This is a genomic window from Pristimantibacillus sp. Z349TD_6 (assembly GCF_056173205.1).
This window is the reverse complement of record NZ_CM149662.1, coordinates 5,419,888-5,435,398: the sequence shown is the minus strand read 5'-3', so window position 1 is coordinate 5,435,398 and position 15,511 is coordinate 5,419,888. Positions and strand designations below refer to the sequence as shown.

Sequence of the window (15,511 nt, the reverse complement as noted above, 5' to 3'; positions counted from 1 at the left end):
GATTAGTTCAAAACCAGAAAATGAAAGCGCTTTACCGTGAGCTGTGACTGATCTGTTTGATGTAACACAATCATTCATTCTAGGAGGTGCGTAATGAATATAAGCAGAAAGATAATTCGTATATGGTTCGTCATGCTATCCGTATTATTGGTATCTGGAGGACTTATTCCACCAGGCGGGATATCGGCGTCCGCAAATACGCCGGATGTGATATATGCGCAATTAGGAAACGATCCAATTTTTAACGGATTGACGGTGCTGCCCGGGGATAATTCTACGTCCCCGCAAGCGGCGGTGAAAGGCGGCAAGCAAAGTTGGGGGACGAACAAAAGCGGAGGAGTTCAGTTTATGTATTTGAATGCGGCTCCTGGCTATTTCGTCGAAGGGCAGAGCCGGGTTGAGGTTTCGGTCGATTATTACGACGGCGGAACCGGCAAATTTAATCTGATGTATTTAAAGCAAGGCGGGTGGCAGGAAGAGAAATATGTTCAGCTTACCGGAAGCAACACTTGGAAGACGCATCGATTTTACGTTTCTGATGGCGTTCTGATTACAAAAATGCGTCTGGGCCTGTACGGACCCAAGATGGGGAGCAGCCAAGAGGATGTCTTCTTTAAATCGGTAACTGTATCCAAACTGCCGGATTACAGTACAGCAAGCTCGGTGCAGGCAGTTTTGAAAAGCAATAGGACCTATGAGGGCATTAAAGTGCGGCTGGGCGGTAATGAAAAGTACGCTGAGCCGATAGTCTCCTATGCTTCCAGGGAGGGGTGGTCTACGCAAATCAGCAATAATTACGCCTACATGTACTTTGATCTCGATAGTTCATATGGAAGCGGGAAAAATCAAAAAGTGGCAGTCGACTATTTCGATCGCGGCACAGGCAAATTTAATTTGCGTTTCACCGCAGCAAATAGCAGTACTGATTCGGATACGGTGCAATTGACGGGGACAAATGAGTGGAAAACACACGTTTTTCAGCCCGTGGACGCCGACTATACGACAATTCGATTGGCAGGGATCGGGGAAGATGTCGTCATCGGCTCCATTAAGGTTTCGAAAGCTGACGATCCGGAGCAAGGTCATGAGGTTGTTACGGCGACATTAGGTGCGAATCCCGTATTCAGCGGCTTGCATATGTTTCCAGGAGATCCGCAATTGCGAGATCAGAGCGGCAAGGCCGAAGTTATTGGAGGCAAGGACAGCTGGCGCACGGATAAAAGCAATTCCCGCAGCTTTCTTTATATGGAAGTGACCGATGAGGAATTTGTCTCTAGAGGTAATCATCGCGTCGAAGTGACGGTCGAATATTTTGACGGACCTGTTGGGAAGTTCGCCTTGTCCTACCTGAATGACACCGGCTGGCGTGATATGAAGCATATCCGACTGACGGGTACGAACAGTTGGAAAAAGGAGCGGTTTATTGTTCTGCAGGCGGACTTGAAGCGAGTCATGCGTCTGGGCGTTTGGTCAGGCGAAATGGGTACCAGCGAGTCGGATGTTTATTTCAGAGAGGTTTCAATCCGGCCTTTGGATAACTACAGCGACGCGCAGTCAGTGAAAGCTCAGTTAAATAGCGACTGGAAGTACGAGGGAATTAATGTGTTCCCGGGAGACAATGCCAAAAATAAGGCGCCGATCGTTGTAAGATCAGAGCAGGAAGGCTGGACGACGGACACGGCTAATGGCGCGAAGTACTTGTATTTCAATGTAGACGATACGTATGTTTACGATGTGGATATGCCGATCGAAGTTGAGGTGATTTACCTCGATGTTGGCAAAGGCACGATTGTGACTGAGTATGATGCCATAAAGGGCGGATTTACGAAAGCAAACCCGATTCAATTGACGGATTCAGGGACATGGAAGACGTTTATCGTCACTCTGCCTCACGCCAAGTTTTCCAATCGTGCCAACGGCACGGATTATCGTATTTATTATACCAAAGCATCCGTAGATACGGCTCAGGATGTCGTGATCTCGGCGGTCACCGTGAACAAATTTGTGCCAGAGACGCGGGATATGAAGATTATTCCGACGACGACGGGAAATGTATTTCTTGTGGGGGAACCAATCAGTCTTGATCTAAAAACGGTTGCAAAACGGGTCAATTGGAAACTGGAAAATTATTGGGGTACCCCCTTCGGCGAAGGTTCGGCCGCAGTCGGAGAAAACGGTAACCTAACCTTGTCCATGCCGACACTTAGCAAAGGGTACTATAAACTCCATGTAACGGCTGTAGACGGTGAACGAATTGTGAAAGGAACGACAACTCCAATTACGGTGCTCTCTTCGAACGCGGATACGATTGGCCAATCATCGCCATTTAGTCTGGCTACCCATTTCGGTCAAGGCTGGGATCAAACATTGATTCCTCTTATTTCCAGACTGGGTGTCAGCATGGTACGAGACGAGCTTTATTGGGGGGCGATTGAGACGCAAAAGGGCGTTTATCAATTCCCGGAGCAATACGATTCGTATATGGCGGCCTTAAAGCAGCAACAAATATCACCGCTTATCGTGCTGAGTTACAACAATAATCTATATCCCGGCGGCTTTCATATTAAAGATCCTGCAGGGGTAGCAGGTTTTGCGAATTACGCGCGCGCCGTATTGAATCATTACGGAGAACAGATCAAAGAGGTTGAAGTATGGAACGAATATAACGCTTTTGGCGGCGGAGCTTCTGCATCGGATTATTTTCCGCTGGTGAAAGAGACGTACGATGCTGTAAAGGAGCTTCGCGAGGATGTACGCGTGATCGGCCCTGCCGGAGTGACTATTCCTTATGCCTGGATTGAAGAACTGTTTGCGCTTGGCGGTCTGAACTATTTGGACGGCGTTTCCGTTCACCCGTACCGTTTTCCGCAAATCCCTGAAGGCGGCGATCTGGATTTAGACAAGCTGAACAAGCTGGTTGCAAAGTATAATACCAGCGGCAAGGACATACCGCTTTGGCTGACGGAAGCGGGCTGGCATACGAAGCTTGGCGGAGATGGCGTCTCGGAGGATAAACAAGCGGAATATCTTACCCGTTATAATGTGCTGGCGATCTCTGAAGGCGTGGAAAATATCACCTGGTACGATTTGAAAAATGACGGTACAGAGCCTGAGAACCGGGAGCATAACTTCGGCATCATCGTAAACGAGGAAGATGAGCGGGGCGCTTATACGGCCAAGCCTGCTTTTGCAACTTATGCGGTTCAGACGAGGCAGCTGACCGGTGGGGAATATGTTGAGCAGGAGCAGGTGTACGGCAACGTAAGGAGCTATCTGTTCCGCAAGAATGGCGAAGATCTACGCGTTCTATGGTCTCTTACCCCGCAAAAGGTTGTCTTGACGACGGATAGTCCTGTTATCGTAACGGATTTCACCGGAGAAGAGCAGACGCTTGTGCCTTTGAATAACAAAGTCTATTTAAAGCTTGGCAATCAGGTGTTTTATGTAAAAGGCAACATTACCGACATTCAGGCTGGTGGCTTATTCTCTGCGGATGACGTTGTTGCAGCTGTGAACGATCATGTTCGCGTACGTGTAAAACTCGATAATACGGGCAGCGCTACAGCAATGGATGCCGAGGTTGAAATGGCTGGCGTCACGCAGACTGTATCCGTTCCGGCGAATGGGCAGCTTGACGTACCTATCTCTCTGCCTGCGGTTCCGGAGATTGGAAGTCGGACTTATATTGCCAATGTGAAAGTAGATGGCCAGTTGCGTGCTCACTTGCTTGTGAACGCGCAAATCGAGGAACCGTTCGGCATGGCGGTCGAGCCGTATATCATATCCATGGACGAACAGACGGGCCAGTTGAAAATCTCTTACACGAACAATTCAGCCGTATCCGCTTATACGCTAACGAGCTTAGATTGGAAGCTGGGCGAGCTTTCTGGATCACAACCATATAATGAAGCGATTCCACCTGCTTCCACATGGCGAGGAAGTGTAGATATTCCGATTCCTGCATACGGAAAACCTTACTCTTACAAAGTGAAGCTGAATTTTAAAGAAACTGCGACCGTAGCATTAGATGGCTACACCGAGTTTAATCCGATTATCAAGAAAACGGCTTCCGGCGAGAATTTGCAGGAAACTGAGATTCCCGATTATGCCCTGAATTTAATTAAATCGGGCAACAATCGTGTAAAAGGCTGGAAGGGACCAGATGATTTAAGCGGCGACTTCTGGTTGAATTGGGATGAGGAGCATCTTTATTTGACAGCTAAGATTAAAGACGACATTCATTATCAGGATCAATGCGGTTCCTCATCCTGGACCGGCGACGGGATCCAGTTCGCAATCTTCTCAGGTGTAGCGGGCAAGGAAATACCTGATAAGTACGAGTACGGATTTGCGCTTTGTCCGAACGGGCAGAGTGTCGTCCACCGCTGGGTAGCTCCGCAGGGGGTCGAAGCGGGAGACGTGACAAATGCGGAAGCGAAAGTGATACGCGATGAAGATACGAAATATACGTATTACTATATTGCTTTGCCGTGGAGCGAACTTGCTCCGGTTCATCCAGATAAGGGAATGTTGAGCTTCAGCTTGTTGTTCAATGAGAACGACGGAGCGGGCCGGAGAGATTTCTTCGAATGGGGCGGCGGAATCGGCTCTTCGAAAGATCATAAGGAGCTGCGTCCGATGCAGTTTATGGGGGAAACCGTGCAAGAAGCTGACAAAAGCGAGCTGACAGGCGCAATTAACGGGGCAAGACTTCTGCATGATACGGCCGTGGTCGGCGATCAAGCCGGTCAATACCCTGCTGCGGCGAAGAACGAATTTCTAGCGGCTATTGAGTCGGCAGAAGCAGTTGAGGCCGATCCGGGAGTCTCACAGGCAACGGTAGATGCCGAGGTGGTGCAGTTGAATGCGGCAATCGCTAAATTCAAGGCAGCTGAGATCAAAGAGGAGCCGAGCGATCAAGCTGTATTGGCAGGTCCCGAACAAGTTCAAATTGGAGAAAGTTTTGAGGTTACCTATGGTCTATCTGAAGGGACAAAGTTATATCAAGCCCAGGAGGCAACGTTACAATTCGATCCTGCCCAAGTACAATTTGAAGGCTTCGTTGAACCGAGCGAGAAAGAAGGATTCATCATTGTTGATTATAAGCTTGGCGAGGGAGAACTAACATTTATCGCCGTAGATGTATCGAAGGATGTTGGATCATCCAACAAAAAACTTGTGAAGCTTCGTTTTAAAGCGATTGCGCCAACGGCAGAAAATGCTGCTACATCGATTAAAGTAACGGAATTGCAGCTTGCCAATGCGCCGGATGAGGAAATCTACGGTGTCGGCACAGAATATAAAGTAACGATTCAAGGCGTGAAGGAAGTTGATAAGTCAGATCTGAACGAATTAATTGCAGAAGTGGAACAAGTCTTAGAGAATGCCCAAGTGGGAAGCTTGCCAGGCCAATATCCAGCAGAAGCAAAAGCAGCACTGCAACAAGCATTACAACAAGCACAAGCCGCCGCGGATAATGTGAAATTAACAAAAGCTGAGTTGGAAGCTGCCATTACAGCATTGAAGCAAGCACTGAATACCTTCAGCAAAGCGGTTCATGTTGCAAAACCAGGCGATGTGAACGAAGACGGCAAGTTCACTATTGGAGACTTAGTGAAGCTAGTTGAGGCATATGGAATAACGGAACATGATCCTGAATGGAATCAAGTGAAACATCTGGACTTCAATAATGATGGAGAAATTGGTCTTGAAGATGTTGTACTCGTTGCTAGATTAATTCTGAATAAATAGTGTTAGAGCTAGGCGAATGCACATCTAGTTAAACTAAGAGATGACGTACCATGTTCGGATAACGAAAGGGGAATTTCGGATTCCCCCTTTCGTTAAGTTATGGCAAAGAAGGGACAGCATAGGATGAAATATTCGCGTTTTGCAATGAGAATTATTTTACTCATTAGCTTCATCGCAGCCTCAATCCTGCAACCATCAAACAATGTACAAGCAGCAGCAAGCGATGCCACATTTGAATTTACTAGTCGGACCGATGAGGTGAAGCCTGGAGATACAATCGAGCTATCTGTTTCTGCAAAAGATGCTAAACTTGTCTATGGTTACGAACTAACCATCCAATATCCTGCGGAGCATTTGCGCTTTAAAAAGTTAGTCAGTGCATTCAGTCCGGCATCTTTTCACAAGCTTTTTGACAAGGAACCGGGGAAATTACTTATATTTGGTGCGAAAACAGGGAACCAGCAAGGAGATAGCGGGAATCTCGATCTAGCGAAAATTCAATTTGATGTAGTTAGCAAGAAAAAGGTAGAGATAACGATCACAGCTGAACTATCAAAAGTGAAATTGATGACGAGGGATCTGGATGCTAGTACTATCGATGTGAGCAAAAAAATTGATTTTAAATTGAAACCGCAGATTCAAATTCAATTAAAGGATATAGCCGGACATTGGGCGGAGAAAAATATTATACGCGCGTTGGAATTAGGATTTGTGGTTGGCTACCCGGATCTTACCTTTCGCCCAGACCGATCAATCACACGGGAAGAGTTTGCTGCAATGCTAGCTAAAGCAATGGAACTATATCCCGAAGAAAACAAAACTATATTCAAAGATCAGCAAGTTATTCAAGCTTGGGCAAATACGAGTGTGTTGGCGTTGGTAGAAAAGGGGATTATAACCGGATTTCCTGACAAAACCTTCCGGCCAGCTAGAGACATTACACGCTGCGAATTAGCGGTAATCATGGCTAGAACATTAAAACTGGATACAAATGATGTTCCCCGCACTGCGTTTAACGATTCGCAAGAAATGATGGGCTGGGCCGAACCGTCTATTGCAGCTGCTGTCAATGCAGGATTGTTGCAAGGTAGAGGCAATAATTGGTTTAAAGGAAACGAATTCACTACCCGTGCAGAGGCAGTAAAGGCGATCCTCTCAATTTTGGATACTATCTCGGAAACTGATTTAGAAGAAAGCGAATGATCTTGGTTGCGAGCTTACCACTTTTGAGTAATCTCCTTTTTTGTGGTATACAGGTTAGACCCGAATCTCGCGGAAACTTTCAACAATTTTATTATTATAATAGAAGCCCAGTCCATTCGGACTGGGCTTCTGTTTTGGAACCATACTCTGCATGCTATCTACTAGGTAGGCACTTTCCGGAGAACACGTCAGTCAGATTGAGCTTTTCATATCGTTATACTTTGTTATTTTTCCGATAGTCAGAAGGACTTACTCCGACACGTGACGAGAAGATACGGCTGAGATAATATCCGTTGTCATAACCGCACTGTACAGCAATTTCCTGCAAAGTATAATCGCTTTCCATCAAAAGAGATTTTATTCGATTGATTCGTAAGGATGTGATGTACTCACTAGGATTGATAGAGAAGGTTTGTTTAAACTTTCTCGTCAACTGCACAGCGCTTAAACCAAATTCAGCGGCCACTCTATTGATGTTGAAAGGTGTATAGGCGAGCGTTTGCAAACGCTCGAGTATGGCTTCAAGCATAGGATCTTCCGCGCTTGGCATGGATTCCTGAAATGGATTGAATTGATCGCTGGCAAGCAGGAGGATGTCGTGAATAATCGTGTTCTTCCAAAGCTGCGCTTGTTGATTCGAATGCCCCGATAGCTTACGAAGCATGCGAAGATTAGATCTTAGGCGATCCGGGTCCCCGATAATCACTTGGCCATGTGGATAGCTTTCTGTCGTTGTGGGGATGTTGGCGTTCGTTTCGGCTAAATGAAACAAAATGAAATGAAAAGTTAACTTTTCAAGCGTTTCTCTATGGAATGCAATATGAGGAGGGCATATGACGATGCTGCCGAAGCTGGATTCCCCCTCTTGGCTTTCAATCTGGAATGAAAATCGGCCACTTTCAGGTATGAACATAACCCAGTTGGCGTAAGTGTCCACGGAAAGCTGGAATCGATCGATATTTTGCCAATAGTTATAAGATATTACAGTCGGTGTGTGCGACCATAGCGCGGGATGATCCATTCTCATAAACTCCTTGAAATAAAGTATATCCTTGAAGTCATTATAGTGCATTTTCTTATACTTTGAATAGCAATATATTTGAAATTGAAGATACACACAACTTATATTCAGGGGGAGATTGCCATGAGAAATGAGTTAGTGAAAACGGATATTACCGTAGTTGGAGCCGGGTTGGCAGGCGTTTGCGCGGCTATCGCCGCAGCAAGATTGGGCTTGAAAGTGGCACTTGTTCATAACCGTCCAGTGCTGGGAGGCAATTCCAGCTCGGAGGTGAGAGTGTGGGTATGCGGTGCAACCGGTCATGGAGTAAATCGTTATGCCCGTGAGACGGGGATCATGGGAGAGTTGTTCATCCAGAACCAGTACCGCAATCCCGAGGGGAATCCTTATTTGTGGGATTTGACGCTGCTGGAAGCCGTTCGCGCGGAACCGAACATCAGCTTGTACTTGAACACAGACGTCCGGGAAGTCGAAGCGGATGGAGAGCTTGAAAAGCGAGTTATTCGTGCTGTTACCGGATGGATGATGGGCTCGGAGCGGCTTATTCGCTTCGAGAGCGAAGTGTTCCTCGATTGCACGGGAGATGGTTTGGTCGGTTTCCTAGCGGGAGCCGCCTATCGTCTAGGGCGTGAAGCGCAGCACGAATACGAGGAGGATTGGGCGCCAGAGGTCGCAGACGACATTACGTTAGGCAGCACCCTGTTGTTTTACACGAAGGATACCGGCAAGCCGGTTCGGTTTGTCGCTCCGTCATTTGCTAAAGATATTTTGACGACATCCATTCCAATCAAACGAGTCATACGCAGCGGCGATTCGGGCTGCCACTATTGGTGGATCGAATGGGGTGGAGAGCTGGATACCGTTCATGAGAACGAGCGAATCCGCGATGAGCTGTGGTCAGTCATTTATGGGATTTGGGACTATATCAAAAATTCGGGTCAATTCGATGCGGAGACGATGACGCTCGAATGGGTGGGCTCGATCCCGGGCAAGCGGGAGTACCGCCGCTTTATCGGCGACACGGTGTTGAATCAAAACGACATTTTGGCGCAGCGTCCGTTCGACGACAGCATCGCCTTCGGTGGATGGTCGATCGACTTGCATCCCCCTCAAGGCATGTATGCGTCTGAGAGTGGATCTAAGCATTTGCATGCGGATGGAATCTACCATATTCCGTTCAGCTCTTTGTATTCAAGAAACGTGAGCAATCTGCTATTTGCCGGACGGAACATCAGCGCGACGCACGTTGCTTTTGGCACGACGAGGGTAATGGCAACTTGCGCGGTAATCGGAGAAGCTGCGGGGGCAGGAGCCGCGTTGTCCGTCATGAAAGGCGTAACCCCGCGCGAGCTGCGTGAGTACCATATTGCCGAACTTCAGCAGATCTTGCTTAAGAGTGACGCTTCGATTATCGGATTACGGAACATGGATGAATTGGACTTGGCTAGGCGAGGAACCATGAGCGCTTCGAGTACTTTAACGCGAATTTGCTTGGATCAGCCATCGGAGGCGTACCCCCTTGCAAAGGACGTCGGTTTGCTATTTCCAATTGAAGGTGAGATCGGAAGGTTCGAGCTGCTGCTGTCAGCAAGCGGGGAAAGTGAGCTTACTGTTGAGCTATGGGATACCGGACGTGCGGAAAACTACATTCCGGCAACGTTGCGTCATAGTGTGAAGGTGAAAGTAAGCACGGGTGAGCGGCAATGGGTCGAGATTCCGCTCGTGCAGGGTAGCGATGAAGCGGCGAAAAATGCATTTCTCATCGTCCGCGCAAACGACCGAATCAGCTTGTTCAAGTCGGCTGTTCCGTTAACAGGCGTACTCGCTTTTGAGAGCATGCATACAGAACACTCTAGTCGCAATGATGACGAGCGGTATACGCCAGTCACCGAATGGAGCATGAAGCGGTTGGTTCGCGAGCCATTTTGTTTCTCGGCAGCAACGGGAGCCTATGCGGCGAGCAAGGCAAACGATGGTTACGCAAGACCGTTCGGCGGACCTCATATTTGGGTATCTGAACCGCTGAAAGCCGGTGTTGACGAATGGATTGAGGTTAATTTAATTGTAGCGACGAATGTGTCCGAGATCCATGTGACCTTCAACGACGACGTAAACGAGGATTTAATTAATCTCCATCATCACGAAACACCTTTTTTAGTTATTCCGGAGCTCGTCAAAGACTACCGAATTGAAGCTTGGGCAAACAACGGGTGGACTGTTTTGCATAGAGAAATAAACAATCGAACCAGAAAAAGAGTTCATTCCATAAATGGAGTACAAACCAATAAGCTAAGATTGGTTGTCGAAAGTACGAATGGCAGCCCGCGAGCGGAAGTTGTGGAGATTAGGGTATACAGTTGTCAATGATAAGGTTTAATCTGGAAAAAAGAGGGTGCCTTTGCCAATCTCATGGCAGGAGGACACCCTCTTACTTATTCTATTTTAAAAAAGGGGACAAGGCTCCATCAAAATAATCATTCAAGTATACGATCAAATTTAAGAACTATTTTGAATACCAATTCGAACAAAAGTACAACATTCATCGAACAAAACTCCCCCGTCGTGATAAACAAAGCCTCTAACGAAACAAATTTCCCACCCATCAGAAACAACTGTCCGTTTTTTCCGAAGACGCCTTTCGATACAATGAAAGCGTATACTATTCCGTAAAGGAGATTAGATATGAACTTTGACTTAAGTATAGTACCTTTCAGTCGAAGAGAATCGTTCCTAGCGATCTCCATTTTGCCTGAAGCCAAAGATAGACAACAAGGCCTATATATGCGCACCGTGCGCGGTGGCGATGATAAATTCGGCGAAGCTTTCCATATCGATATGCTCGATGAAAGCGGCCAATCTGTATCTTTTCTGTCCAAAGCTTCCCCGGAGCGGATTCAGTTGATCTCGGAACGCGGCTTAACGGCAGAAATTTGTATATCTGACAGCCGGACATTCCGAGTTCGCGCGAACGGCTGCGGAATTCGCTTGACCTTCCGTACGGCCGCTTACGATTATGCCTATCAAGCGTCACCTAGCAGCTGGGAAGTAAACAGCTTCACCCATGAATGCAGGTTCATGCTTACTGCGCTTGTTGGCGAGCTGCGGATGGAAGTTCCATGGGACAAAATCAAAAGCTCATATGTTATCGCAAACTTCTTGCCGGACAATAAAACGGGTAAATTAGAATTTGCTATTGAAGAGTTTAGGACCATTTTGGAGCCGCGGATGGCTTGGGAACCTTTTGATGATGTCGTTAAGCAAGTGAAGGAAGAGTTTAATTTGTGGTTGAATAATAGTTTAACGCTGCCACAACGCTGGGAAGAAAGCCGGGTACTTGCCGCTTATATTACGTGGTCCTGCCTCGTTCCGGCAGAAGGCTGTCTCACTCGGCCAGCGATGTATATGTCAAAGAACTGGATGACGAATATTTGGAGCTGGGATCACTGTTTTAATGCGATGGCGCTTGTTCGCCATGATCCGAAGCTCGCATGGGATCAGTTTATGATTTTCTTTGACCGGCAGGACGAGAGCGGGCTTATCCCGGATTTCATCAACGATAAATATGAACTGTGGAATTGCAACAAACCGCCCATTCATGGATGGACACTTGCTTGGATGATGGAACGAACGGACTTTATCAAGGAGGCGCAGCTTCAAGAGGTTTATGGGCCTTTGTCCAAATGGACAAAATGGTGGTTCAACTACCGCGATGGCGATAGCGATGGCATTCCGCAATACAATCATGGCAACGACTCTGGCTGGGATAACAGTACGGCGTTTAACAATGGCATTCCGGTAGAGAGCCCTGATTTAGCAGCTTTTCTTATTCTTCAAGCAGAGCTTTTAGCTGAGATTGCTGAGCGGCTCGGTCATGTGGAAGAAGCAGTCGAATGGAGACAGCTTGCTGAGGGAACAATGAAAAAAATGATCAGCCATTTTTGGAAAAATGGTCAATTTACAGCCTGCCGATCAGGTACGCATGAGCTATCCGAAGGTGACAGCCTATTATTGTTCGTTCCAATTATATTGGGCAAACGTCTACCTGAGCATATCCGTACTGCACTGCTAGAAGGGCTGCGTGATGAGAACAGATTCTTAACTGCTAATGGCTGGGCGACGGAGAGTGTGAATAGTCCTTTCTATAGTGCTGACGGCTATTGGCGCGGTCCAATCTGGGCGCCCTCGACTATGATACTGGTTGAAGGTGCTGCCGCTGCAGGAGATCTTGAGCTTGCTGAGATGGTCTCACGCCGGTTCTGCGCCATGCTGGACCGAAGCGGGATGGCCGAAAATTTTGATGCGATGACGGGTCAAGGTTTACGTGATCGAGCTTTTACATGGACGTCGAGCGTGTTCCTCATTTTGGGTAATGAGTATACAACCGAATGAATCACTGCACTTCCAATAAGCCAATAATAGGCTGACGGGAGGTGCTTTTGACGTTTATGGGAATAAGATCTCAGTTGTGATTGGTGGGTTGTCGTCCACAGCAAATTTGCTGGAATTGCTTCTCATTGTTTGGTAAAAGAGGTCCATGATACACTTCAAGTATTATGGAGTGGAGGAGGAAGGATGTAATTATGATGAATCATATACTTAAGAAACTCAAACTTCCTCTTTTGTCTGGCTCTTACCGGAGCATACGAACCAAGCTGCTCTTCTGTTTTCTCATTGTGACCATTATTCCGCTGCTCTCGCTTGGAGCTTTGTCTTATTACCAATCCGCGAAGGTCATTAATTCTCAGTTTGGCAAATATGGAGATAATGCAGTGGCTCAATTGGAACAGCAGATGAGCTCTTATTTGAATCGAATGAATCAGACAACAGAAACTATTTATTCCTATTTGCTTGATCCTGCGCGCGTTGATCTAAGTGATCGCGTGCCGACTACGTATAAAGATATCATGGATAAAAATGATTTCGAAGCACTTTTGAAAGCGCTTAAATCTGATCGAACGATTGGAATCTATATTATTACCAGTTCCGGCTATTATTATGGGGAAAATAATCTTGATGTATCCAAGCTCAGCCTTATTCCCGCATGGCAAGCCATGAACCATTCGATTGGCGGCAAGTATTGGTTAGGATTTTACTCTCAGAACCATGCTATGGGCGAAACGATGGAGAACGGGATCTCATTGCTTGGCTTGGCAGTACCCGTTAATAGTCCTTACGGAGCGCTGCGAGGCAGTAAAATTTTAATCGAAGAAAATGCCGAAGATCTGCTTCATATGTTCAAGCTGTTCGAGAATGATACGAAGGCACATCTCAAAATTGATGATCCACAGGGAAGAATTATCTATGAGACGGCAACTGACTTCGAGCCCAAAGAGAGTGACATCTTATGGACTAAATCTCTTGCTGTTAATGGGTGGAGCATTGAGGCAAGATTGCCTGCTGCATCCTTTTATCGCTCTTCCGACATTATACGCTCGAATACCGTCATCGTCGCTTTTGGCTCCTGTCTGCTGGCCTTTGGACTTGCATACTTGTTCTCTTCCCGGTTTACCGCACGGATTCGCCGCCTTAAGGATGCGATGCAGAAGGTAAGCTTCGGAAAGCTGCATACAAGGACTCAGGTTGAATCCCATGACGAGCTAGGCATCCTAGATACAAGCTTTAATAATATGGTCAGCGGGATACAATCGTTAATTGGCGAAGTTGAACGGAGCGAGCGACTGAAGAAGGAGGCGGAGCTTAAGGCTTTCCATTATCAAATTAATCCCCATTTACTGTTTAACACGCTTAATTCGATTCAATGGAAAGCAAGGCTGCAAGGAGCAGAAGATATCCGTCAGATGCTGTATCACCTTACGATGGTGCTTGAGGGTAATTTGGATATCTCACAGGAGTTGATTTCTATGGAACGTGAGCTTCGGATGATTGATCATTTTTTGAAAATTCAAGAAGTGCGCTACGGTTCCACGTTCGAGTATGAGCTGGAATGCGAGGAGCATTTGAAACGCTATCTGATTCCTCGAATGACGCTGCAGCCATTGTTCGAAAATATTTTTTTCCATGGCTTCGAGGATGGCAAGGGTGTGATCCATTTGACCGTAAAGGAAAAAGGCAATCACTTATTGCTTAGTTTATCTGATAACGGAGCTGGCATTTCACCAGAGAAGCTAAAGCTTCTATTATTGCCCAATATGACGAATCGCAAGGGCCGAGGAGGACTTGGGGTGCAAAATGCCGATCAGAAATTCAAACTGCATTTTGGCCTGCAGTATGGGTTAACCGTACAATCGATTCAGGGTGAAGGGACTACGATCATCATTGAATGGCCCAAAAAGGAGGATAACCTGCATGGAAGCAACCAAGATGATTAAGGTGTTAATCGCAGATGACGAAAGTATTGTCCGCAAAGGACTTCGCTCAACCGTTCCTTGGGATAAATATGGAATGGAAGTGGTCGCTGACGCTCCAAACGGCCGCAAAGCCTGGGATGCTTTTCTTGAACATCAGCCTGATATTCTCATAACAGATATTGTCATGCCCGAGATGGATGGCATCGAATTATCACGGAAAGTAAAGGAGAAGGCTCCTCATACAAAAATAATTTTACTCAGCTGCCACCGGGATTTTGAATACGCGCAGCAGGGCATGAAGCTGGGTGCATCAGGTTATCTGCTCAAAACCGCCTTCGAGGACGAAGAGCTGGAAGGAATGCTGGCGAAGTTCCAAATTGAACTGGGGGCGGCTTCGGAATCCGCGGTGCCTGAAGAAAATGGCATTGATCAAGGAGAACGCTTGAGTACCCTGTTGTACGCTTGGTTGAATGGACATAACAATAAATTTATTGGCGAGATGGAGAAACGTACTCGCGAGGAGTGGTCTTTCCATGGCGAGCCTGTCTATATCTATTTGGTCAAGACTTCAGGCTGCGAGTCATCCTGGCTTGACCTATTGAAGAAAGTGACATACGAGGATCAAAGGATTTGTGAAGGGACGATTATTCCTTATGGGGAGGAACGCTGCTACTGTATCGTCCCGCAATCTAAATTAAATGTCTTGGACATGCTGCTAGTGGAGCAAAAGAGCAAGAATACGAAGCTGCAGTGGGCCAAAAGAGGGCCGCTCATGCATGCGGATGAACGACTTCAAGCATGGTCAGCGCTTCATAAAGAAGCAGAACTGGAGAAAGCCCACAGCGTATCCGCAGTGGATTGGCCGGAGGCAATTTGGCGAGCAGTTAACTTGCTGCATGATAACCCAGCGGCAGATTGGTCAGTCAGCGACGTGGCCAAACAGGTCGGCCTCAGCCGCAGCCATTTCTCGATCCTGTTCAAAAAAGCAGTAGGGGACAGCTTTGTCGCCTATCAGTATAAACGCAAGCTGAAATTGGCATATGTGTTATTGAAAGAAACGACGCTTACGATGCAGGACATAGCCGAGCGTACAGGGCTTGGCGATAGCAAATATTTCAGTAAATGGTTCAAGCGCTGCACGGGGCAAACGCCCAGCTACTACCGTACCCAACAAAAAGGCAGTACGCTCCAAACAGATGTGCACCTTCCCAAGTAAATCGAACAAAAC

7 protein-coding genes are annotated in these 15,511 nt (G+C 47.0%); 6 read left to right on the top strand and 1 reads right to left on the bottom strand.

Going from position 1 to position 15,511, the window contains the following annotated elements:
* Nucleotides 1–93 precede the first annotated feature (93 nt).
* Entirely contained in the window at nt 94–5,751 is a 5,658-nt protein-coding gene (locus AC0VYE_RS23845) for a cohesin domain-containing protein (RefSeq protein WP_475443100.1), read from the top strand.
* Nucleotides 5,752–5,874: 123 nt separating this feature from the next.
* A complete protein-coding gene (locus tag AC0VYE_RS23840) occupies nt 5,875–6,954 on the top strand; it encodes an S-layer homology domain-containing protein (RefSeq protein ID WP_475443099.1) in 1,080 nt (359 codons plus the stop codon).
* A gap of 214 nt (nt 6,955–7,168) precedes the next feature.
* On the opposite strand, the gene AC0VYE_RS23835 is transcribed toward AC0VYE_RS23840, so the two are convergent.
* On the bottom strand, nt 7,169–7,975 hold the full coding sequence (locus AC0VYE_RS23835) for a helix-turn-helix domain-containing protein (RefSeq protein WP_475443098.1): 807 nt from the start codon (nt 7,973–7,975) through the stop codon (nt 7,169–7,171).
* A 123-nt stretch (nt 7,976–8,098) separates the two neighbouring features.
* Between AC0VYE_RS23835 and AC0VYE_RS23830 the strand changes: the two genes are divergently transcribed.
* The 4 genes from AC0VYE_RS23830 (at nt 8,099) to AC0VYE_RS23815 (ending at nt 15,499) form a co-directional block, all read left to right on the top strand.
* A complete protein-coding gene (locus AC0VYE_RS23830; protein WP_475443097.1) occupies nt 8,099–10,342 on the top strand; it encodes an FAD-dependent oxidoreductase in 2,244 nt (747 codons plus the stop codon).
* Nucleotides 10,343–10,657: 315 nt separating this feature from the next.
* Complete coding sequence (locus tag AC0VYE_RS23825) at nt 10,658–12,364, top strand: amylo-alpha-1,6-glucosidase (protein WP_475443096.1); 1,707 nt, start codon at nt 10,658–10,660, stop codon at nt 12,362–12,364.
* A gap of 191 nt (nt 12,365–12,555) precedes the next feature.
* Nucleotides 12,556–14,304, top strand: a complete 1,749-nt coding sequence (locus AC0VYE_RS23820) for a sensor histidine kinase (RefSeq protein WP_475443095.1) — start codon at nt 12,556–12,558, stop codon at nt 14,302–14,304.
* Nucleotides 14,282–15,499 (top strand): response regulator transcription factor, encoded by a 1,218-nt coding sequence (locus AC0VYE_RS23815; protein WP_475443094.1) that lies wholly within the window; start codon nt 14,282–14,284, stop codon nt 15,497–15,499. Before AC0VYE_RS23820 ends, AC0VYE_RS23815 begins: the two co-directional genes overlap by 23 nt.
* Nucleotides 15,500–15,511 lie beyond the last annotated feature (12 nt).

Bases quoted from the DNA above. Each gene is read 5' to 3' on its own strand.
- AC0VYE_RS23830 (WP_475443097.1), top strand. From the start codon at position 8,099: ATGAGAAATGAGTTAGTGAAAACGGATATTACCGTAGTTGGAGCCGGG.
- AC0VYE_RS23845 (WP_475443100.1), top strand. From the start codon at position 94: ATGAATATAAGCAGAAAGATAATTCGTATATGGTTCGTCATGCTATCC.
- AC0VYE_RS23840 (WP_475443099.1), top strand. From the start codon at position 5,875: ATGAAATATTCGCGTTTTGCAATGAGAATTATTTTACTCATTAGCTTC.
- AC0VYE_RS23825 (WP_475443096.1), top strand. From the start codon at position 10,658: ATGAACTTTGACTTAAGTATAGTACCTTTCAGTCGAAGAGAATCGTTC.
- AC0VYE_RS23835 (WP_475443098.1), bottom strand. From the start codon at position 7,975: ATGGATCATCCCGCGCTATGGTCGCACACACCGACTGTAATATCTTAT.
- AC0VYE_RS23820 (WP_475443095.1), top strand. From the start codon at position 12,556: ATGATGAATCATATACTTAAGAAACTCAAACTTCCTCTTTTGTCTGGC.
- AC0VYE_RS23815 (WP_475443094.1), top strand. From the start codon at position 14,282: ATGGAAGCAACCAAGATGATTAAGGTGTTAATCGCAGATGACGAAAGT.